Origin of the sequence: Burkholderia sp. 9120, assembly GCF_000745015.1 — a bacterium.
In the GTDB taxonomy this organism is placed as follows: domain Bacteria; phylum Pseudomonadota; class Gammaproteobacteria; order Burkholderiales; family Burkholderiaceae; genus Paraburkholderia.
This window is the reverse complement of sequence record NZ_JQNA01000002.1, coordinates 6,340,872-6,360,262: the sequence shown is the minus strand read 5'-3', so window position 1 is coordinate 6,360,262 and position 19,391 is coordinate 6,340,872. Positions and strand designations below refer to the sequence as shown.

Sequence of the window (19,391 nt, the reverse complement as noted above, 5' to 3'; positions counted from 1 at the left end):
TTAGAGCGGCTTTTTTATTGGCGACCAGCGTGGGGCAATGAACGTATCAAACCGCCCGCTTATCGCGCTCGATCACCGCGTACGCGCTGTGATTGTGAATCGACTCGAAGTTCTCCGCTTCAAGCACATACGCGACGATCCGCTCGTCCGCATTCAGACGCTGCGCGACGTCGCGCACCAGATCTTCGACGAATTTCGGATTCTCGTAGGCACGCTCGGTGACGAACTTCTCGTCCGGGCGCTTCAGCAGGCCCCACAGCTCGCACGACGCTTCTTCCTCAGCGATACGAACCAGTTCTTCGACGGCCACGTCGCCGGCCAATTCCGCGTTGATCGTGACGTGCGAGCGCTGGTTGTGCGCGCCGTACTGCGAGATCTTCTTCGAGCACGGGCACAGGCTCGTGACCGGCACCAGCACCTTCAGAAACAGACGCGTCGCGCCGTTACGGGTCTCGCCGGTCAACGTGACTTCGTAGTCCAGCAGGCTTTGCACGCCCGACACCGGCGCGGTCTTGTTCACGAAATACGGGAAAGACACTTCAATACGGCCGGCCTCGGCCTCGAGCTTTTCCAGCATCGCGGCGAGCATCGTGCGGAACGTTGCCGACTCCAGCGGCGCCTTGTTCTCTTCAAGCAACGCAACGAATCGCGACATATGCGTGCCCTTCTGGTCAGCGGGCAGATGCACGTCGAGATTCCACGTGCCGATTGTCGGCTGGACGTCGCCGCTTTGCGTACGCACCGTCAACGGATGACGCACGGCCTTCACGCCGACGCGCTGAATCGGGATCTGACGCGTATCGGGCGTGCTTTGCACGTCGGGCATCACAAAGGCGGGATTCATCTGATTCATTGTCTTGTCCTTTCCAGAAAACGCCGGGCCGCGCAGGCTTTTCGCTCCGCAGGAAGTCACCTTGGAAGGCTGCCGCGGACTGTCGCGAACCGACAGTTCGGGGGCGCTCGGCGGCCGTGCGGATCAGGTCGCGCAACGGCGAACGCCGGCCCCGGCCGGCGTTGGATGATGGGCCAGAAGGCCCATCGATTCAAGTTGGAGATTGCTATGACCGCGATAGCAACGCGGCTCGGGCGACGAGCCGCGCCGCCTGATGCGACGCTTTAAGCGACGCGCTTCACCGACGACTGACCGCCGACCGCGCCGCTCGACAGAAAGCGTTCGCGAATCGACTTGGCGATGCCGACGGCGTCGAGACCGCACGCGGCGAGCAGCTTGCCCGGATCGCCATGATCGATGAACTGATCGGGCAGGCCCAGTTGCAGCACCGGCCGCAACACGCCGCTTTCAAGCAGGGCTTCGACGCAGGCCGAACCCGCACCGCCCATCACGCAGCCTTCTTCGACCGTGACGATGGCGTCGTGCGTTTCGGCGAGCTGGCGGACCAGATCCGTGTCCAGCGGCTTCACGAAGCGCATGTTCGCGACCGTGGCGTCCAGTTGCTCGGCGGCGGCCAGCGACGGCGCGACCATCGTGCCGAACGCCAGAATCGCGATCCGCTTGCCCGCGGGTTGCGAAGTCTCGCGACGGATTTCACCCTTGCCGATCGGCAGCACAGCCATCTGCTTGACGGTTGCGACACCCGTACCGGCGCCGCGTGGATAGCGCACGGCCGTCGGGTTCGGCTGCTGCAACGCCGTGTACAGCATCTGACGGCATTCGTTTTCGTCCGACGCGGCCATCACCGTCATGTTCGGGATGCAGCGCAGGAACGCCAGGTCGTAAGCACCTGCGTGCGTGGCGCCGTCGGCACCGACCAGACCCGCGCGGTCGATAGCGAACACCACCGGCAGATTTTGCAGCGCGACGTCGTGGATCAACTGATCGTAGGCACGTTGCAGGAAGGTCGAGTAAATCGCGACCACCGGCTTCATGCCGTCGGCGGCGAGGCCGCCGGCGAACGTCACCGCGTGCTGCTCGGCGATGCCGACGTCGAAATAACGATCCGGGAAGCGCTTCTCGAACTCGACCATGCCCGAGCCTTCGCGCATGGCCGGCGTGATGCCCACCACGCGCGGATCGAGCTCGGCCGCGTCGCACAGCCATTCGCCGAACACCTGCGTGTAGGTTTTCTTCGACGGCGTGGTAGCCGGCTTGATGCCTTCCGCCGGATTGAACTTGCCCGGGCCGTGATACAGCACCGGATCGGCCTCAGCCAGCTTGTAGCCTTGACCCTTCTTTGTCACGACGTGCAGGAATTGCGGACCGCGCAGTTCCTTGATGTTCTGCAGCGTCGGGATCAGCGAATCGAGGTCGTGACCGTCGATCGGGCCGATGTAGTTGAAACCGAACTCTTCGAACAGCGTGGCCGGCACGATCATGCCCTTCGCGTGCTCTTCGAGCTTGCGGGCCAGATCGAGCATGGGCGGCGCAACGCGCAGAACGCGTTCGACACCGGCGCGCGCGGCGGCGTAGAAGCGCCCCGACATCAGACGCGCCAGATGGCGATTCAGCGCGCCGACCGGCGGCGAAATCGACATGTCGTTGTCGTTCAGGATCACCAGCAGCGGCACGTCGTCTTCGACGCCGGCGTTGTTCATCGCCTCGAAGGCCATGCCGGCCGTCATCGCGCCGTCGCCGATCACGGCGATGCCCGTACGGTGCTCGCCCTTCAGCTTGCTCGCGATCGCCATGCCGAGCGCAGCCGAGATCGACGTGCTGGAGTGCGCGGTGCCGAAAGTGTCGTATTCCGACTCGTCACGCTTCGGGAAGCCCGAGATGCCGCCGAGCTGACGCAGCGAGTGCATCTGGTCGCGGCGGCCGGTCAGGATCTTGTGCGGATAGGTTTGATGGCCGACGTCCCAGACGATCCGGTCACGCGGCGTGTCGAACACATAGTGCAGCGCAATGGTCAACTCGACCGTGCCGAGGTTGGACGAAAGATGGCCGCCCGTCTGCGATACGCTGTCGAGCACAAAGGCGCGCAACTCGTCGGCAAGCGGTTGCAGTTGGCGGCGATCGAGGCGGCGCAAGGCTGCCGGGTCGTCGATGGTTTTCAGCAAGTCGTACATCGTCGTTCCATTGTAGGAAAACTTACGCGCCCGCACTTCATACATGCACCTCGTGGGGAAGATGCGCGGCGGCGGGCTTTCGCGTTCAGCTAACCCGGTTCACCACCAGGTCGGCCAATTCGGCAAGACGCTGCGCGCGTGCGCCAAACGGCGCCAGTGCAGCATGAGCGTCGCTACGCAGCTGTGCTGCGAGCGTACGCGAGGCGTCGAGCCCAATAATCGACACGTAGGTCGGCTTGCCGTCCTTCGCGTCTTTACCTGCGGTTTTGCCGAGCGTCGCGGAGTCGGTCGTGACGTCGAGAATATCGTCGACGACCTGGAACGCGAGGCCGACAGCGGCCGAATACGCGTCCAGCGAACGCATCGCGTCCGCGTCCGGCGTCTCGCCTGCCAGCGCGCCCATGCGCACCGCGGCGCGCAGCAAGGCGCCGGTTTTCATGCGGTGCATGGTTTCGAGCTGGGTGCGCGTCAGCGTATGGCCGACGCTGGCCAGGTCGATCGCCTGACCGCCGCACATGCCGATCGAGCCGCTCGCCAACGCCAGTTCACGCACGAGCGAAGCCTGCTGTGCCGGCGCCAGAACCTCCGACGTCAACGCGACGAACGCCTGTGCCTGCAGCGCGTCGCCGACCAGCAATGCCGTGGCTTCGTCATACTGGACGTGTACCGTAGGCTTGCCGCGCCGCAGCGCGTCGTCGTCCATGCAGGGCATGTCGTCGTGCACGAGCGAATACACGTGAATCATTTCCAGTGCCGCCGCCGCCGCGTCGAGGCATTCGGCGCGCGCGCCGGTCAGCTCGCCGGCCGCGTGGCACAGCAGCGGGCGAACCCGCTTGCCGCCGCCCAATACCGCATAGCGCATGGCTTCATGCAGTTGGGCCGGCTCGGTGGTCTCGGTCGGCAGGTAATGTTCTAGTGCCGTTTCGACGCGCTCGAGTACCGAGCGCATCCATGGTTCGAATGTCATAGGTCGTCCCCGCTCTCAGTAGCGGCTGTGCCTGCGTTATTCATGGGCAGCGGTTTGAGCGTCTCACCGTCGAGCACGCGCACCTGCTGCTCGACCTTTTCGAGCTGCTGCTGACAAAACGCCACGAGCGCGGCGCCGCGCCGGTAGGCGGTCAGCGACTCCTCGAGGCTGAGATTGCCGCTTTCCATGCGCGCCACCAGCCCCTCCAGTTCCGCCTGGGCGGCCTCGTAGTTCTCGGGCAGCGGCGTGGTGTCGACGCCTTCTGCTGGCGCGGCAGCAGCCTCTTTCGATGCGGTCTTCGCCATGAATAGTCGCAAAATTAAAACAAGTCGGACATTCTACGGCAAAAGCGACATTTCCGATCCGCTCGCCGCCCTGCGCGGAGCCTTTCCCCTACGTTTATCCCCGATTTGCCCTGTGCGTGCCCGCTGAGTGTCTCAGAAAAGAATCCTTGGGTCAGCGCAAAAAAACCACGAACTTCCCCGACATTTTTGATCCAAATGAACTACTTACGTGCCCCGGACCAAGGGAAACGGGTATAATCGCGGGCTCCCTAAATCGAATCTTCGATGGTTGGGTTGTTCACTGCTTTCACGTCTTCACGGGAGTGGGAATGTCCAATCTGAGCAATGCATTGCAGTTGCGGTCTGTCCACAGCCAGCTGCCAGTCACGGCTTACTTTGACGAAGCGCTTCTAACGCGCGAAATCGAAACCCTTTTCAAGAAAGGTCCTCGTTACATCGGCCACGATCTCATGGTGCCCGAAGCGGGGAATTATTTTGCCTTGCCCAGCGAGAGCGAGGGGCGTGTGCTCGTCCGTAACCAGCAGTCGCAGGTCGAGCTGCTGTCGAACGTGTGCCGCCACCGGCAAGCCATCATGCTCAACGGCCGCGGCCAGACGGAGAATATCGTCTGCCCGCTGCATCGCTGGACGTACGACCTGAACGGTCGGCTCCTCGGCGCGCCGCATTTCGCGGACAACCCGTGTCTGAATCTGGGCGCCACGCCGCTGCAGAACTGGCAAGGCCTGTTGTTCGAAGCGCAGGGGCGTGACGTCGCGCGCGATCTGGCACGCCTTGGCCCCAGCCAACATTTCGATTTTTCGGGCTTCATGTTCGATCACGTCGAAGTGCACGAGTGCAACTACAACTGGAAGACCTTTATCGAGGTCTATCTGGAGGATTACCACGTCGCGCCGTTCCATCCGGGCCTCGGCAGCTTCGTCAATTGCGACGACCTGACGTGGGAATTCGGCGAGTGGTACAGCGTTCAGACGGTCGGCGTGCACAAGGATCTGGAGCAGCCGGGCAGTCCGACGTACCGCAAGTGGCACGACGAGGTGCTGCGCTTCCGCGGCGGCAACCCGCCCGAATTCGGCGCGATCTGGATGGTGTACTACCCCGGCATCATGATCGAGTGGTATCCGCACGTGCTGGTGGTGTCGTGGCTGATTCCGCGCGGGCCGCAGAAAACCACCAACGTGGTGGAGTTCTATTACCCTGAAGAAATCGCGCTGTTCGAACGCGAGTTCGTCGAAGCCGAGCGCGCCGCCTATATGGAAACCGCCAGCGAAGACGACGAGATCGCCGAACGCATGGACGCCGGCCGCCGCGCGTTGATGGATCGCGGCGAGTCGCAGGTTGGTCCGTACCAGAGCCCAATGGAAGACGGCATGCAGCACTTCCACGAGTTCTTGCGGCGCGAACTTGGCACGATCTGATGTGATCTGATCAGCGTTTGAGCGGAATGTGATCCGCTTCACGCCCGGGCAGCGCCGGCAGGCAGCGCCAACACAAGGAAAGACGGACTTCGGTCCGTCTTTTTTTGTTTAGACTAACGGGATAGCTCGGCCATCCGCTCGTGGCGTCATGCCGCTGAACTGAGCCGCCATCGCCTGTATGAAGGAGACGTCATGCCGCACACTCACTACACCACGCTGATCTCCGCGACGAATCTCGCGGAACGGCTCACCGCTGCGCCGGGCAGCGTGTTCGTCATCGATTGCCGGTTCGATCTGGCCGACACGGAAGCGGGCGAAAAAGCCTATCTGGCCGGGCATCTGCCGGGCGCGCATTACCTGAACCTCGATCGCGATCTGTCGGGGCCGAAGACGGGCACGAACGGGCGTCATCCGTTGCCGGATCGGGCGCGTCTCGTGGAGACGCTGGAGTCGCGCGGACTGAAGCAGGGGCAGCAGGTTGTCGCCTATGACTCGCAGGGCGGCATGTACGCCGCTCGCGCGTGGTGGCTGCTGCGCTGGCTCGGCCATGACGCGGTCGCGCTGCTCGACGGTGGTTTGCAGGCCTGGGAGGCCGCCGGTTTGCCGCTGACGCAAGACGTGCCGGCGCAGAATACCGGCGACTTCAAGGCGGCCGCGCCGCTGGCCGTCACCGTCGATGTGCAAACGGTCGAGCGCAACCTCGCCTCGAAGGAACGCGTGGTGGTCGACGCCCGTGCGGCCGATCGCTATCGCGGCGAGAACGAGACGCTGGATCGCGTCGGCGGCCACATCCCGGGCGCGCTCAACCGTTTCTTCAAGGACAACTTCACCGCCGACGGCCGCTTCAAGCCCGCGCACACGTTGCGTGAAGAGTTCCACGCGCTGCTGGGCGATACGTCGCCGGAACATGTGGTGCTGCAATGCGGCTCGGGCGTGACGGCATGCGTCAATGCGGTGGCGATGGAAGTCGCCGGTCTGCATGGCGCAGCGTTGTACGCGGGCTCGTGGAGCGAATGGAGTGCGGACTCGAAGCGGCCGATTGGCACCGGGGCGAATGCTTAAGCGAAAGTAGCCGTGAACTACCGATTAGTTTGGCAACAAAAAGCCGTTGCCGCTGTAAAGCGGCAACGGCTTTTTTAATCGTGTCGTCGAACTCTGCGCCTCACGCCACGCCATGCTGCCTGAACCACACCAACGCCCGCCGCCAGCCATCCTCGGCATCGGCCTTCTTATAACTCGGCCGATAATCCGCGAAAAACGCATGCCCTGCGTCGTCGTACACCACGAACTGCGACCCACGCCCCGCCTCCGGACCCTGCGCGATAGCCCGCTTCATCTGCTCGAGCGTGTCCTGCGGAATGCTCTGATCCTGGCGCCCGTATAGGCCAAGCATCGGCGCATGCAACTGCGCCACTTCATCGAGCGGATTCGCGGGGTTCATCGCGGTTTTCTGCCCCGTCACGCGGCCATACCAGGCCACACCCGCCTTCAATCGCGGATTGTGCTCGGCGTACAGCCACGCAATCCGCCCACCCCAGCAGAAGCCATTCACGCCGAGCCGGTTCAGATCGCCGCCATGCTCGCCCGCCCAGGCGACGGTCGCATCCAGATCGCCCATGACCTGATCGTCGGGCACTTTGCTGACCAGTTGTTCGTTGAGCTGCTGCATGCTCGTATAAACGGTGGGATCGCCCTGCCGTTCATACAGATTCGGCGCAATCGCCAGATAACCCTGCTTTGCAAAGCGCCGGCACACGTCGGCGATATGCTCGTGCACGCCGAAAATCTCATGCACGACGATGATCACCGGCAGATGCGTCTTGCCCTTCGGCTGCGCGCGGTACGCGGGCACCAGCGTGTCGCCGGAACGCACGGCCACTTCGCCGGCTTCGAGGCCGTCGCTATCGGTATGGATGGTTTGTGCCGACACCGGCATCACGGCGGCTGCGAATCCGGTGCCGAGCGCGGCTTTGATGAAGGTGCGTCGATTGAAGGGAACGTGCGGGACGAGGCTGTCGATCTCAGGTTTCAGCATGCGGCGCTCCTCGGTTGCAAAAGGTTGCGTAAGGGAGGCAACAGGATACGCCTGCCGCGCATCCCGTTGCAGATGCAACCTTCGCGAAGCGAAGGTCGTGGCACCCATCGCCCCACCCTCGCCCTCGCAATCACCCTTGCCCTGACCCGCCGTTGCCTTTAGTGCAGCTTGACTCGCGGCAGCGTAGTACGCCGCAACCAGTGCGCGAACGTATCGAGCACCATTCGCGCGTAGCCGTGCAGCGCGGCGATATGCAGCCGGTACAGCGACATGTACATGAACCGCGCGAACAGCCCTTCGATCAGCATGTTGCCGCCGATCACGCCGCCCATCAGATTGCCGACCGCGCTGAAATGCCCGAGCGACACCAGCGAGCCGAAGTCGCGATAGGTGAATTCCGGCAGCGGCTTGTTGTCGAGCCGCGCGGCGAGCGCTTTCATCAGAAAACTCGCCTGCTGGTGAGCGGCCTGCGCGCGCGGCGGCACGTTCCGCTCGTTGCCCGGCCACGGACACGCGGCGCAATCGCCGAGCGCGAAGACGTTGTCGTCGATCTCGGTTTGCAGCGTACGGCGCACGATGAGTTGCCCCAGACGATTGACCGGCAGACTGTCGAGCTGGCTCAGAATCGCCGGCGCCTTGATGCCCGCCGCCCACACCGTCAGATCGGCGCGCACGGTTTTGCCACTCGCGGTGCGAATCATGCCGGGCGCGACTTCGGCCACGGTCTCGCCGATCATCAGCTTCACGCCGAGCTTGGTCAGCAGTTCAGCGGTCGCCGTCGAAACACGTTCCTGCAGCGCCGGCAAAATACGCGGCCCCGCTTCGATCAGCACAATGCCGACGTCATGCCGCGGATCGAGCTTATGCAAGCCGTACGCGGACAACACCTGCGCGGTGTTGCGCAATTCCGCCGACAGTTCGACGCCGGTCGCGCCGCCGCCGACAATCGCCACCTGAATGCGCGGCTCGGTGGGCACGCCCACGTCCGGCACCGCTTCAACAGGCTCATGCACCTGATGCTCCGCGCGCATGCACGCCGCGATCAGACGTTTGCGGAACCGCTCGGCCTGGCTGACCGTATCGAGCGCCAGCGAAAACTCCGGCGCGCCTTTCACGCCGAAGAACGCCGTGGTGCTGCCGATCGCGATGACCAGCGTGTCGTATTCGAGTTCGCGTTCGGGCAGCAACTCAGCGCCGTCGTCGTCGAGCACGGTGCTGAGCGTGAGACGCTTATTGGCGCGGTCCAGACCGGCCAGTTCGCCCTGCTGAAACTCGAAGCCATGCCAGCGCGCTTGCGCTGCATATTCGAGTTCCTGCGTGAACGGGTCCATGCTGCCGGCCGCCACTTCATGCAGCAGCGGCTTCCAGATATGTGTGGGATTGCGGTCGACGAGCGTGACTTGCGCGCGCACGCCGCCTTTGTTCTTGTGAGGCGCATAGCGATCGCCCAGACGCGTGGCTAATTCCAGCCCGCCCGCTCCCCCGCCAACGACGATAAATCGATGCATTGAACTCTCCGTGTTTGCTGATCGGTTATGCGTCGCACGGCGCATCGCAACGCGCCGTCTTTCAGCGATTGTCCGCGAGCAGCACGGGTTGTCACAAGCTATCAATGCGCATATGTGACATGCGCACGACGATATCGCATCCCGTCACACCTGCGTCAATGCGCCTCTTCCCAATTCAGGCCGGCGCCTACCTCGGCGACCAACGGCACTTTCAGGTCGGCGACACCGCACATCAATTCGGGCAAGCGCTTGCGTACTTCGGATAATTCGGCGTCCGGCACTTCGAGGATCAGTTCGTCGTGGACCTGCATGATCATGCGCGTGCCGATCTTCGACTCTTCGATCCAATTTTGCACCGCGATCATGGAGAGCTTGATCAGGTCGGCGGCCGTGCCCTGCATCGGCGCGTTAATCGCGGCGCGCTCGGCGGCCTGGCGGCGCGGACCGTTGCCACCGTTGATTTCCGGCAGCCACAGGCGGCGACCGAAGACGGTCTCCACATAACCCTTGGCCTTCGCGCTGACGCGCGTTTCGTCCATATAACGCGCCACGCCCGGATAACGCGCGAAATAGCGGTCGATATAAAGCTTGGCCGCGTCGCGCGTAATGCCGAGGTTCGACGCGAGGCCGAACGAACTCATGCCGTAGATCAGGCCGAAGTTGATGACCTTGGCCACGCGCCGCTGATCGTTAGACACTTCGAGCGGCGTCACGCTGAAGATTTCCGCTGCGGTGGCGCGGTGAATGTCTTCCCCTTGCGAGAACGCGCGCAGCAGCGATTCGTCGCCGGAAATGTGCGCCATGATGCGCAATTCGATCTGCGAATAATCCGCCGACACCAGCTTGTGGCCCGGCGGCGCGATGAACGCCTCGCGAATGCGGCGGCCTTCGCCGGTTCGCACGGGAATGTTCTGCAGGTTCGGATCGTTCGATGCGAGACGCCCGGTGACCGCCACGGCCTGCGCGTAGTTCGTATGCACGCGGCCCGTGGTGGTGTTGACCATGCGCGGCAACTTATCGGTGTAGGTCGATTTGAGCTTCGACAAACCACGATGTTCGAGCAGAATCTTCGGCAGCGGATAGTCTTCGGCGAGCTTTTGCAGCACTTCTTCGTCGGTGGACGGTGCGCCGCTCGGGGTCTTCTTGACGATCGGCAACTCGAGCTTCTCGAAGAAGATCTGGCCGATCTGTTTCGGCGAGCCGAGATTGAATTCGCCGCCGGCCAGCACGTACGCTTCGGCTTCCAGTTGAATCAGACGCGCGGCGATTTCGCTGCTTTGCAGCCGCAGTTTTTCCGCGTCGATCAGCACACCGGTGCGTTCCATCTTGCGCAATACGCGCGAGGTGGGCAGTTCGATATCGCGGTACACGTACTCGAGCGCTTTCTCCGCGGCTACTTGCGGATACAAAGCCTGATGCAGACGCAACGTGATATCGGCGTCTTCCGCCGCGTATTCCGCGGCCTGCTCCAACGCGACTTCGTCGAAACCGATCTGGCCCGCGCCCTTGCCCGCGACTTCTTCGTACTTGATCGTCTTGATGCCGAGATGACGCAGCGCGAGGCTGTCCATGTCGTGCGTGCGGTGCGATTCGACCACGTACGATTGCAGCAGCGTGTCGTGTTCGATGCCGCGCATTTCGATGCCGTAATTGGCGAGCACCTGTTCGTCGTACTTCAGATGCTGGCCGACCTTCTTGTGATCGGCGCTTTCGAGCCACGGCTTGAGCTTCGCGAGCACTTCGTCGCGCGGCAATTGCACGGGCGCGTCCGGGCCGCGATGCGCGAGCGGCACATACGCCGCGCGCCCCGCCTCGACCGACAACGACAAACCCACGATCTGCGCGGTCATGGGATCGAGCGACGTGGTTTCGGTATCGAACGAGGTCAGTCCGGCCGCGTTGATCGTCTCGAACCACGCGTCGAATTGTTCCCACGTCTGCACGGTGTCGTAATGCCGCTCGTGATCCACCGACAACGCCGGCTCCGCGTCGACTTGCGGACCCTCCACGACCTCGGCGATTTCCACTTCGCGCAGCCAGGTCTTGAAGCCGTGGCGCGCGAATACGTCGCGCAGTTCCTCACGCGACTCCGGCCGGCTTTGCAGGCTTTCCTCGATCGACACGATGTGCTCGGTCAGATTGCAATGGCGATCGACGGTGACGAGTTTGCGCGCCATCGGCAGGAAATCGAGCGCACGGCGCAGATTGTCTCCTACCGCACCTTTGATTTCGTCCGCGTGTGCGACGATGCCATCCAGCGAATCGAACTGCGTGAGCCATTTGAGCGCGGTTTTCGGCCCGCATTTCTCGACGCCCGGCACGTTGTCGACCGTATCGCCGATCAGCGACAGATAGTCGATGATGCGTTCCGGCGGCACGCCGAACTTGGCGATTACGCCGGCACGATCGAGCTTTTCGTTCGTCATCGTATTGATGAGGGTGACATGATCCGACACGAGCTGCGCCAGATCCTTGTCCCCAGTCGACACGATCACGTTCATGCCACGCTGTTCCGCGGCGGTGCTGAGCGTGCCGATCACGTCGTCGGCTTCGACGCCTTCGATCATCAGCAGCGGCCAGCCGAGCGCGCGCACCGCCACATGAATCGGCTCGATCTGACGTGACAGATCGTCCGGCATGGACGGACGATTCGCCTTGTAGTCCGGATACCAGTCGTCGCGAAACGTTTTGCCCTTGGCGTCGAACACGCACGCGCTATACTCTGCTGTGACTTCCTTGCGCATGCGCCGCAGCATGTTGATCATCCCGTAGAGCGCACCCGTGGGACCGCCCTCGGGTCCGCGCAGATCAGGCATCGCATGGTAGGCCCGGTACAGATAACTCGAACCGTCGACCAATAGCAGGGTCTTACCTTCAAGGCTTCGTTCTTCAGGCATTATGACTAAGAGAAAAGTGATTCCGAGTCTGCGATCACTCGCAGATCAAGAGCGCGCTACGGCTAAGAAGGCCCGCGCATCGTGGCAGATGTTCACGATTATGGCAGAGTTTATCGAGGCGACCGAGTACCTCTCGGAGATTCGCCCGGCTGTCAGCATCTACGGTTCAGCGCGTCTGAAACCGAACTCTCCCTACTACAAACTCGCCACGCAAATCGCGCGCAAGCTGTCGGACGCAGGCTTCGCGGTGATCTCGGGCGGCGGCCCCGGCATCATGGAAGCGGCCAACAAGGGCGCGCATGCCGGCAAGGCGCCATCGGTCGGCCTGAACATCGAACTGCCGCACGAGCAATCGGGCAATCAGTGGCAAGACATCTCGCTGCGCTTCCGTCATTTCTTCACGCGCAAAGTGACGTTCGTGAAGAACTCGGACGCGGTCATCGTGATGCCGGGCGGCTTCGGCACGCTGGACGAACTGGCCGAAGTGCTCACGCTGATTCAAACCAAGAAGTCGCGCCACGTGCCGATCATTCTGGTGGGCGCCGAGTTCTGGGAAGGCTTGCTCGCGTGGTTCAAGAATTCGCTCACGCCCATGGGCCTGATCAATCCGGCCGACATGGATCTGATGCAGGTGATCGACGATCCGGACCAGGTGCTCGAAGCGGTGCTGAAGTTTTATGAAGACCGTGAAGAGACGGAGCCGCATCCGGCGAAGTCGGACGAAGACCGGATGTTCTATCTGTAAGACGTTGGGTTGTTCGGTGTTTGCTTCGCGCTTTGGTGCAAGGTGAACGCCGTTTGATGCGACACAACGCGATGCCATGCATTCGTGAACGCTAACGGGCAGCCTCCAGGCTGCCCGTTTCCGTTATATCGGTCTGATCGCCCTGCGCCTGCAGCCATTCGCAGAACAGCGCCACCAGCGGCGCTTGCGCAACCTCCCGCCTCGCCACCCACCAGTAGCCGCGCGCGTCGATACGCGGACCGGCTAGCGGCACCACGAGCCGCCCCGATACCAACTCGTCCGCGAGCAGCGGCAGCGGGCCGAGCGCCACGCCGAGACCATCCACCGCGGCCTGCAAGGCCAGATAGAAGTGGTCGAACGACTGCTTCTTGCGGCATTTCACCGTCACCCCAGCCGCCGATAACCAGTTGCTCCACGCATCCGGCCGCGTGTCGGAATGCAGCAGCACGTGTCGCGCGAGATCGTCCGCGACCTTGATCGGCGAGCGCTGCAACAGCGCGGGACTGCAGACGGGAATCTCGCTTTCGCCCAGGAAATGACCGCTCACGCAATTCGGCCAATGTGCCGGACCGCGCCGCACCGCGACGTCGAAGCTCTCCAGAGAGTCCACCGGTGCGTTCGACGTGGATAGCCGCAGCTCCACATTCGGCACCTTGCGCTGGAACTGATGCAGGCGCGGCAGCAGCCACTTCATCGCGAAGGTGGGCAGCGCGTTCACGCGCAGCACCTGCACGACGCCGGTGTCGCGCAGTTGATCGGTGGCGAGCGCGATGCTGTCGAACGCGGCCTGCACGGTGGACAGATAGCGACGACCGTCGTCGGTAAGACGCACGCGCTTGCCGCGACGGTGGAACACCTGCACACCGAGCCACGTTTCGAAAGCCGCGACTTGGCGGCTGATTGCACCGTGCGTCACATGCAATTCGCTCGCTGCGGCGGTGAAACTTTCATGCCGCGCGGCGGCTTCGAAGGCGCGCAGCGCCGGAAAGGGAGGGAGGTTACGGGCCATGCTTGTGATTCTAAGTCACAAAGCCGCGCCGAAAAATCGTTTTGCATACACTCAGTTCGGCGTTAACCTGCTGAGCTTGAACTGGAAGCTTAGCGATATGGATCACGACCTCACCTCGTCCGGGACCGGCCTGGCGCCGACGCCCACGCTGCGGGAAATTTTCGGCGGTTTTCTCGGCCTCGGGCTGATCTCTTTCGGCGGCGCGCTGCCGTTGGCGCGGCGCGCGCTGGTCGAACAACGCCGCTGGCTGAGCGGCGAAGAATTCACCGACCTGCTGGGTCTGTGCCAATTTCTCCCTGGCGGCAACGTCATCAATCTGTCGGTGGCCATGGGCATGCGCTTTCGCGGCGTGCCGGGCGCGCTGGCCGGCCTGCTTGGGCTGATCGCGGGCCTTCGCTGGTGGTGATCGGGCTCGGCGTGCTGTACGAACATACGCAGAACGACCCGCATGTTCGTCATCTGTTTGCGGGACTTGCCGCGGCGGCGGCCGGGCTGTTGATCGCGATGGCCGTGAAGATCGTGCTGCCGTTGCGTGGGAAACCACTGGCCGCGCTGATTGCCGTGCTCGGTTTCATCGCGATTGCTATCTTGCGGCTGCCGCTGCTGCCGACCATGCTGGTCCTGACGCCGCTCAGCATCTACATCGCGTCGAGGAGCGCACGATGAACGACACGCTCATTGCCCTCGCAGTCATTTTCAGTCAGCTTTCGCTGCTCGCGTTCGGCGGCGGCAATACGATTCTCCCGGAGATGCAGCGCCAGGTGGTGGACGTGCATCACTGGATGCCGGCCAGCGAATTCAGCGCCCTGTTCGCGCTCGCGCAGGCCGCGCCGGGGCCGAATCTGATGATCGTCACGCTGGTCGGCTGGCACGTGGCCGGTTGGGCGGGAATGCTGGTGACTTCCGTGGCGAAGTTCGGGCCGTCGTCGATTGTGACGATACTGGCGTTGCATGCGTGGGAACGGTTTAAGGACCGTCCGTGGCGGAGTTACGCGCAACTGGGGCTGGTGCCGGTAACAGCCGGAATTGTCGCGGCGAGCGCGGTGCTGATCGCCAAGGCGTCCGACCCGACGGCGATTGCCTGGGGGATTACTGCGTTTACGGCGGCGTTGTCGTTGAAGACGCGGATTCATCCGCTGTGGCTGCTGGCGGCGGGGAGTTTGATCGGGTTGACGGGGTTCGGGCAGATGTGAGGCCCGAACCCGCTTGAAGCTTGCTGAGGCTGACTTACTGAAACGCAACTTCCGCAAAACTCCGCAGCTTCCGGCTATGCAAGCGATGCAACCCGTTCATCCGCAATAGCTCCATCGCTTTCACGCCGATCTGCAGATGCTGATCGACCTGCGCGCGATAAAACTGATCGGCCATGCCCGGCAGCTTCAACTCGCCGTGCAGCGGCTTATCGGAAACGCAAAGCAAGGTCCCGTAAGGCACCCGGAAACGGAAGCCGTTCGCGGCGATCGTCGCGCTTTCCATATCGAGCGCGACCGCGCGGCTTTGCGACAAGCGCTGCACCGGCTCGCGATGATCCCGCAACTCCCAGTTCCGGTTATCCACGCTCGCAACGGTGCCGGTCCGCATCACGCGCTTAAGTTCGACGCCGTCCAGCTGGGTGATCTGCGCGACCGCGCGCTCCAGCGCCACCTGCACTTCGGCGAGCGCCGGAATCGGCACCCACAGCGGCAAGTCGTCGTCGAGCACGTGATCCTCGCGCACATAGCCGTGCGCCAGCACGTAGTCACCAAGACGCTGCGTATTGCGCAGACCCGCGCAGTGGCCGAGCATGATCCACGCATGCGGACGCAGCACGGCAATGTGATCGGTGATCGTCTTCGCGTTCGACGGCCCGACGCCGATGTTGACCATCGTGATGCCGCTGCCGTCCGCGCGCTTCAAGTGATACGCGGGCATCTGCGGCAGACGCGGCGGCGGGGTGCCTTCCTGCGTCTCTTCGCCGAGATTCTCGTTGTACGTGATCACGTCGCCGGGTTCGACAAACGAGGTGTATTCGCTGCGATAGGCGCGCAGTTCTTCGTCGTCGGTATGGGCCATCATCGTGCGGCCGAGTTTGACGAACTCGTCGATATAGAACTGGTAGTTCGTGTACAGCACGTAGTTCTGGCAATGCGTGGGCGACGTCGCCGTATAGTGCTTCAGCCGATGCAGCGAGAAATCCACCCGCGCCGCCGTGAACAGCGCGAGCGGATGCGGCTCGCCCGGCAGCGGCTCATACGTGCCGTTGACGATACGATCGTCGAGCAGCGCGAGGTCGGGCACGTCGAACACGTCGCGCATCAGGAACAGGCGTTCGCGATCCAGATCGCCCTCAAGGTGAATGCCCTCGGCGAACGCGAAGTGAATTGGAATCGGTTGCTCCGACACGCCCACTTCGATCTTCACATGGTGATTCTTGGCAAGCAAACGCAGTTGCTCGCGATAGTAGTCGCCGAACAGATCCGGCCGCGTCACGGTCGTCTCGAACATGCCCGGACCCGCGACGAAACCATACGAGCGACGCGAGTCGATGTGCGTATTGACCTCGGTCCGCACGCGTACGAACGGGTAGCAGGCGCGCACCCGGCGTTCGAACAATTCGTTGCGGCGGTAGCGCGCAAAAGCGTCGCGCAGGAACGAGGTGTTTGCTTCGTAAATCGCCGAGAGGTAGGTGACGGCCTCGGTGGCGTCGTCGAAGGATTCGGTTGGGAAGCTGTTGGCGGGAGTCTGCACCGCGCGTTGATTGGTATCGTTGTTCATCTTCATTCGCCTCGATTGATGCAACGACATTACCACGGAACCCGCGATCGCCAAATGACCTTGCAGCGCGTGCAACCTCTGCCTCCGCAGGCCCGGCAAGATTGCGCGCGCGCCGCGCGAAAGCGGCGCAAAATAAGGCGATCGCGCCCGTAGGCCTGGCTGGATTTGCTAGAATCGGGCCACCATATTGGAGAATCACCATGAAGCCGCTCCTTCCCGTCGCCGTTGCACTGGCTCTCGCCTTTGGCAACGCCGCGATGGCTGCCCAGCCTGTCGATGACACTCCGGCCCCCGGTGCACCCCAGTCGGCCAATGAACGCGCCGGCTTGCCCGATTTGGAGAAGATCAATCGTCCGGCCGCCGAGGTCAGTTCGAAGGTCGAAATCAATGTCCCGCGTACACCGAGCTTCTACGAAAAAAGCGGCAACGGCACCGAAATCACCGAATACCGCGACAAAGGCAAGCCCGTCGAAATCAATGTGCATTCGAACCTCGGCACGCGCTATCAGATGAGCGCGCCGCTCGACACATCGCCGAAGGTGCGCGACAACGGCCAGGCCAGCACGCGTTTGCCGTCCGTGCATTTGAGCTATTGATGGTTTGAGACGTCGCGGCGCGACGGTCCTGTGCGGACCGCCGAGCCGGATGCGCCTACGTTGCGCAACGTCTCCCGGGCTTTCAGCCCGCTTGCCGAACGGACTTAACTTAAGCGATACGGCGTGGTGATACCGCGCTCGCTCGACGGCCCTGACGGACCGTGTGTTCGACACCGCATCCGTCAGCGTTTCGTGTCTTTGCTGTTGTCGCCATTTCACCACCGTTTTTTGTCACCGCTTTTGCCACACCTCGCACTGGCCGCACCGAGCCAGCCCGACCAACCTGATCCGACGTTTCCCGCATGGCTGTCTTCACCGCTGTCACCGAATCCCAACTAGCTGAATGGATGTGCCACTACGATCTCGGCGACGTCGTCGAGTTGCGTGGCATCTCGTCCGGCATCGAGAACAGCAATTTCTTTCTGACGACGACGCGCGGCGAATACGTCCTCACGATTTTCGAAAAGCTGACGGCCGACCAACTGCCGTTCTATCTCGACCTCATGCAGCATCTGGCCGCGCATCGCGTGCCCGTGCCTGATCCGCTGCCGCGCGAAGACGGCACGCTGTTCGGCACGCTGAGCGGCAAGCCCGCGGCGATCGTCACCAAGCTGGAAGGCGCGCCGGAATTGTCGCCAGGCATCGAACACTGCGTCGAAGTCGGACAGATGATGGCGCGTATGCACCTCGCGGGCCGCGACTATCCGCGCTACCAGCCGAATTTGCGTAGCCTGCCGTGGTGGCAGGAAACCGTGCCGACCGTCCTGCCGTTTCTGGAAGGCGAGCAGCGCGACCTGCTGGTGTCCGAACTGGCGCATCAGGAAGCGTTCTTCGCCTCGGCCGATTACGCCGCGCTGCCCGAAGGCCCCTGCCACGCCGACCTGTTCCGCGACAACGCCATGTTCGCGCACGCCGCGCCGGACACGGGACATGAGGTGCGCCTCGGCGGCTTCTTCGACTTCTATTTCGCCGGCTGCGACAAGTGGCTGTTCGACATCGCGGTCGCCGTCAACGACTGGTGCGTTGACCTCGCCACCGGCACGCTGAACGACGAGCGCACCGAGGCCATGCTGCGCGCCTATCAGACCGTGCGACCGTTCACCGCCGAAGAAAACCGCCACTGGGGCGACATGCTGCGCGCGGGTGCGTACCGTTTCTGGGTCTCGCGCCTGTATGATTTTCATTTGCCACGCGCGGCTGAACTACTCAAACCGCACGACCCCGGCCATTTCGAGCGCATTCTGCGCGAACGCCTTTCCGGCGTTGCACTCCCAGGCATTCATACCTCATGCAACTGATCGAAGTCCCCGCGAAAACCGGCTACGTATGGTTCCGGCAGGGTATCTGGCTGTTCCGCAAGAACCCGCTCGCTTTCCTGACGCTGTTCTTCACCTATCTGCTGGTCATGACGCTCGTGGCGCAGATTCCGGTGATCGGCGGCGTATTGCCGCTGGCGTTCATCCCGGGCGTCGCGGTCGGCTTCATGGCCGCGTGCCGTAATACGATCGCGGGCAAGCCGGTGTTCCCGACCATTCTGGTAGATGGCTTTCACTCGTACGGTCAGGTGGTCGCCAAACGGCTGCTGGTGCTTGGCGTGCTGTATGTGGTCGCGATGGCGCTGGTGCTGGCCGGTTCGGCGCTCGCCGACGGCGGCATGCTGCTGAAGGTCATGCTCGGCGCCGCCGCCATGGACCAGGAAGCGATCGCCAACAGCAATATCCCGCTCGCGATCGTCGCCGCCTTTGCGCTCTACATTCCGGTGGCGATGATTTTCTGGTTCTCGCCGATTCTCGCCGCCTGGCACGACGTGCCGCCCATGAAGGCGATGTTCTTCAGCGTGGTCAGCTGCTGGCGCAATCGTGGCGCGTTTATCGTGTTCGGCGCGTTGTGGTTCGCTGCGGCGACCACAGTCTCGCTCGGTTTGTCGGCACTGATGCAGGCGCTGGGCGCAGCCGACTTCGCGTTCGCGGTGCTCATGCCCGCCACGATGATCGTCACGACCATGCTGTATTGCTCGTTTTACGCGACGTACCGCGGCTGTTTCGGCGTGCAAACGCCCGAAACGCCGGATCTGCCGACCACGCCGGCGGCTTGATTCAAGCCTGACTGAAAGCTGTTCAGACGCGGGCGCCGTTC

16 protein-coding genes and 1 pseudogene are annotated in these 19,391 nt (G+C 62.9%); 8 read left to right on the top strand and 9 right to left on the bottom strand.

Features of this window, described 5'->3' with window-relative positions:
• Positions 1-46: 46 nt before the first annotated feature.
• The 4 genes from folE2 to FA94_RS36165 form a co-directional block, all read right to left on the bottom strand.
• The gene (folE2, locus tag FA94_RS36180) at positions 47-853 is read right to left on the bottom strand and encodes a GTP cyclohydrolase FolE2 (protein ID WP_035561179.1); all 807 of its coding nucleotides are present in this window, start codon (positions 851-853) and stop codon (positions 47-49) included.
• 263 nt (positions 854-1,116) lie between these two features.
• A complete protein-coding gene (gene dxs / locus FA94_RS36175) occupies positions 1,117-3,024 on the bottom strand; it encodes a 1-deoxy-D-xylulose-5-phosphate synthase (RefSeq protein WP_035561177.1) in 1,908 nt (635 codons plus the stop codon).
• Positions 3,025-3,109: 85 nt separating this feature from the next.
• Positions 3,110-3,991, bottom strand: coding sequence for a polyprenyl synthetase family protein (locus tag FA94_RS36170; protein ID WP_035561174.1), 882 nt, complete (start codon positions 3,989-3,991; stop codon positions 3,110-3,112).
• A complete protein-coding gene (locus FA94_RS36165; protein ID WP_035561172.1) occupies positions 3,988-4,296 on the bottom strand; it encodes an exodeoxyribonuclease VII small subunit in 309 nt (102 codons plus the stop codon). Before FA94_RS36165 ends, FA94_RS36170 begins: the two co-directional genes overlap by 4 nt.
• A 308-nt stretch (positions 4,297-4,604) precedes the next feature.
• Here FA94_RS36165 and FA94_RS36160 point away from each other — a divergent pair, with 308 nt between their 5' ends.
• Both FA94_RS36160 and FA94_RS36155 read left to right on the top strand, forming a co-directional pair.
• On the top strand, positions 4,605-5,711 hold the full coding sequence (locus FA94_RS36160; RefSeq protein WP_035561168.1) for an aromatic ring-hydroxylating oxygenase subunit alpha: 1,107 nt from the start codon (positions 4,605-4,607) through the stop codon (positions 5,709-5,711).
• Between the two features lie 192 nt (positions 5,712-5,903).
• Complete coding sequence (locus FA94_RS36155; protein ID WP_035561164.1) at positions 5,904-6,773, top strand: sulfurtransferase; 870 nt, start codon at positions 5,904-5,906, stop codon at positions 6,771-6,773.
• Between the two features lie 100 nt (positions 6,774-6,873).
• Here FA94_RS36155 and FA94_RS36150 read toward each other — a convergent pair whose 3' ends face one another.
• The 3 genes from FA94_RS36150 to polA all read right to left on the bottom strand — a co-directional run bounded on the left by FA94_RS36150 (position 6,874) and on the right by polA (position 12,151).
• Positions 6,874-7,746 carry a dienelactone hydrolase family protein gene (locus FA94_RS36150; protein WP_035561163.1) on the bottom strand — a complete coding sequence of 291 codons (873 nt, stop codon included), beginning with the start codon at positions 7,744-7,746 and terminating at the stop codon, positions 6,874-6,876.
• 158 nt (positions 7,747-7,904) lie between these two features.
• Positions 7,905-9,254 carry an NAD(P)/FAD-dependent oxidoreductase gene (locus FA94_RS36145; protein ID WP_035561161.1) on the bottom strand — a complete coding sequence of 450 codons (1,350 nt, stop codon included), beginning with the start codon at positions 9,252-9,254 and terminating at the stop codon, positions 7,905-7,907.
• Positions 9,255-9,409: 155 nt separating this feature from the next.
• Entirely contained in the window at positions 9,410-12,151 is a 2,742-nt protein-coding gene (gene polA / locus FA94_RS36140) for a DNA polymerase I (protein WP_035561159.1), read from the bottom strand.
• 1 nt (position 12,152) lies between these two features.
• Here polA and FA94_RS36135 point away from each other — a divergent pair, with 1 nt between their 5' ends.
• Positions 12,153-12,896, top strand: coding sequence for an LOG family protein (locus FA94_RS36135; protein ID WP_035561148.1), 744 nt, complete (start codon positions 12,153-12,155; stop codon positions 12,894-12,896).
• A 91-nt stretch (positions 12,897-12,987) separates the two neighbouring features.
• On the opposite strand, the gene FA94_RS36130 is transcribed toward FA94_RS36135, so the two are convergent.
• The gene (locus tag FA94_RS36130) at positions 12,988-13,905 is read right to left on the bottom strand and encodes a transcriptional regulator GcvA (RefSeq protein WP_035561144.1); all 918 of its coding nucleotides are present in this window, start codon (positions 13,903-13,905) and stop codon (positions 12,988-12,990) included.
• 97 nt (positions 13,906-14,002) lie between these two features.
• Between FA94_RS36130 and FA94_RS36125 the strand changes: the two are divergent.
• Both FA94_RS36125 and FA94_RS36120 read left to right on the top strand, forming a co-directional pair.
• Positions 14,003-14,571, top strand: a pseudogene (locus tag FA94_RS36125) (chromate transporter).
• Positions 14,568-15,098, top strand: coding sequence for a chromate transporter (locus FA94_RS36120; protein WP_035561141.1), 531 nt, complete (start codon positions 14,568-14,570; stop codon positions 15,096-15,098). The pseudogene FA94_RS36125 and the gene FA94_RS36120 overlap by 4 nt, the downstream one beginning before the upstream one ends.
• 34 nt (positions 15,099-15,132) lie before the next feature.
• Here FA94_RS36120 and FA94_RS36115 read toward each other — a convergent pair whose 3' ends face one another.
• Positions 15,133-16,659, bottom strand: coding sequence for an AMP nucleosidase (locus tag FA94_RS36115; protein WP_035564047.1), 1,527 nt, complete (start codon positions 16,657-16,659; stop codon positions 15,133-15,135).
• Positions 16,660-16,859: 200 nt separating this feature from the next.
• Here FA94_RS36115 and FA94_RS36110 point away from each other — a divergent pair, with 200 nt between their 5' ends.
• The 3 genes from FA94_RS36110 (at position 16,860) to FA94_RS36100 (ending at position 19,350) form a co-directional block, all read left to right on the top strand.
• Complete coding sequence (locus tag FA94_RS36110; protein WP_035561139.1) at positions 16,860-17,255, top strand: hypothetical protein; 396 nt, start codon at positions 16,860-16,862, stop codon at positions 17,253-17,255.
• Positions 17,256-17,557: 302 nt separating this feature from the next.
• Positions 17,558-18,553 (top strand): homoserine kinase, encoded by a 996-nt coding sequence (locus FA94_RS36105; protein WP_035561137.1) that lies wholly within the window; start codon positions 17,558-17,560, stop codon positions 18,551-18,553.
• Positions 18,544-19,350, top strand: coding sequence for a BPSS1780 family membrane protein (locus FA94_RS36100; protein ID WP_035561134.1), 807 nt, complete (start codon positions 18,544-18,546; stop codon positions 19,348-19,350). Before FA94_RS36105 ends, FA94_RS36100 begins: the two co-directional genes overlap by 10 nt.
• The last annotated feature ends 41 nt before the right edge of the window (positions 19,351-19,391 follow it).

Coding starts and splice junctions, on each gene's coding strand:
- folE2 (WP_035561179.1), bottom strand. CDS start 853: ATGAATCAGATGAATCCCGCCTTTGTGATGCCCGACGTGCAAAGCACG.
- dxs (WP_035561177.1), bottom strand. CDS start 3,024: ATGTACGACTTGCTGAAAACCATCGACGACCCGGCAGCCTTGCGCCGC.
- FA94_RS36170 (WP_035561174.1), bottom strand. CDS start 3,991: ATGACATTCGAACCATGGATGCGCTCGGTACTCGAGCGCGTCGAAACG.
- FA94_RS36165 (WP_035561172.1), bottom strand. CDS start 4,296: ATGGCGAAGACCGCATCGAAAGAGGCTGCTGCCGCGCCAGCAGAAGGC.
- FA94_RS36160 (WP_035561168.1), top strand. CDS start 4,605: ATGTCCAATCTGAGCAATGCATTGCAGTTGCGGTCTGTCCACAGCCAG.
- FA94_RS36155 (WP_035561164.1), top strand. CDS start 5,904: ATGCCGCACACTCACTACACCACGCTGATCTCCGCGACGAATCTCGCG.
- FA94_RS36150 (WP_035561163.1), bottom strand. CDS start 7,746: ATGCTGAAACCTGAGATCGACAGCCTCGTCCCGCACGTTCCCTTCAAT.
- FA94_RS36145 (WP_035561161.1), bottom strand. CDS start 9,254: ATGCATCGATTTATCGTCGTTGGCGGGGGAGCGGGCGGGCTGGAATTA.
- polA (WP_035561159.1), bottom strand. CDS start 12,151: ATGCCTGAAGAACGAAGCCTTGAAGGTAAGACCCTGCTATTGGTCGAC.
- FA94_RS36135 (WP_035561148.1), top strand. CDS start 12,153: ATGACTAAGAGAAAAGTGATTCCGAGTCTGCGATCACTCGCAGATCAA.
- FA94_RS36130 (WP_035561144.1), bottom strand. CDS start 13,905: ATGGCCCGTAACCTCCCTCCCTTTCCGGCGCTGCGCGCCTTCGAAGCC.
- FA94_RS36120 (WP_035561141.1), top strand. CDS start 14,568: ATGAACGACACGCTCATTGCCCTCGCAGTCATTTTCAGTCAGCTTTCG.
- FA94_RS36115 (WP_035564047.1), bottom strand. CDS start 16,659: ATGAACAACGATACCAATCAACGCGCGGTGCAGACTCCCGCCAACAGC.
- FA94_RS36110 (WP_035561139.1), top strand. CDS start 16,860: ATGAAGCCGCTCCTTCCCGTCGCCGTTGCACTGGCTCTCGCCTTTGGC.
- FA94_RS36105 (WP_035561137.1), top strand. CDS start 17,558: ATGGCTGTCTTCACCGCTGTCACCGAATCCCAACTAGCTGAATGGATG.
- FA94_RS36100 (WP_035561134.1), top strand. CDS start 18,544: ATGCAACTGATCGAAGTCCCCGCGAAAACCGGCTACGTATGGTTCCGG.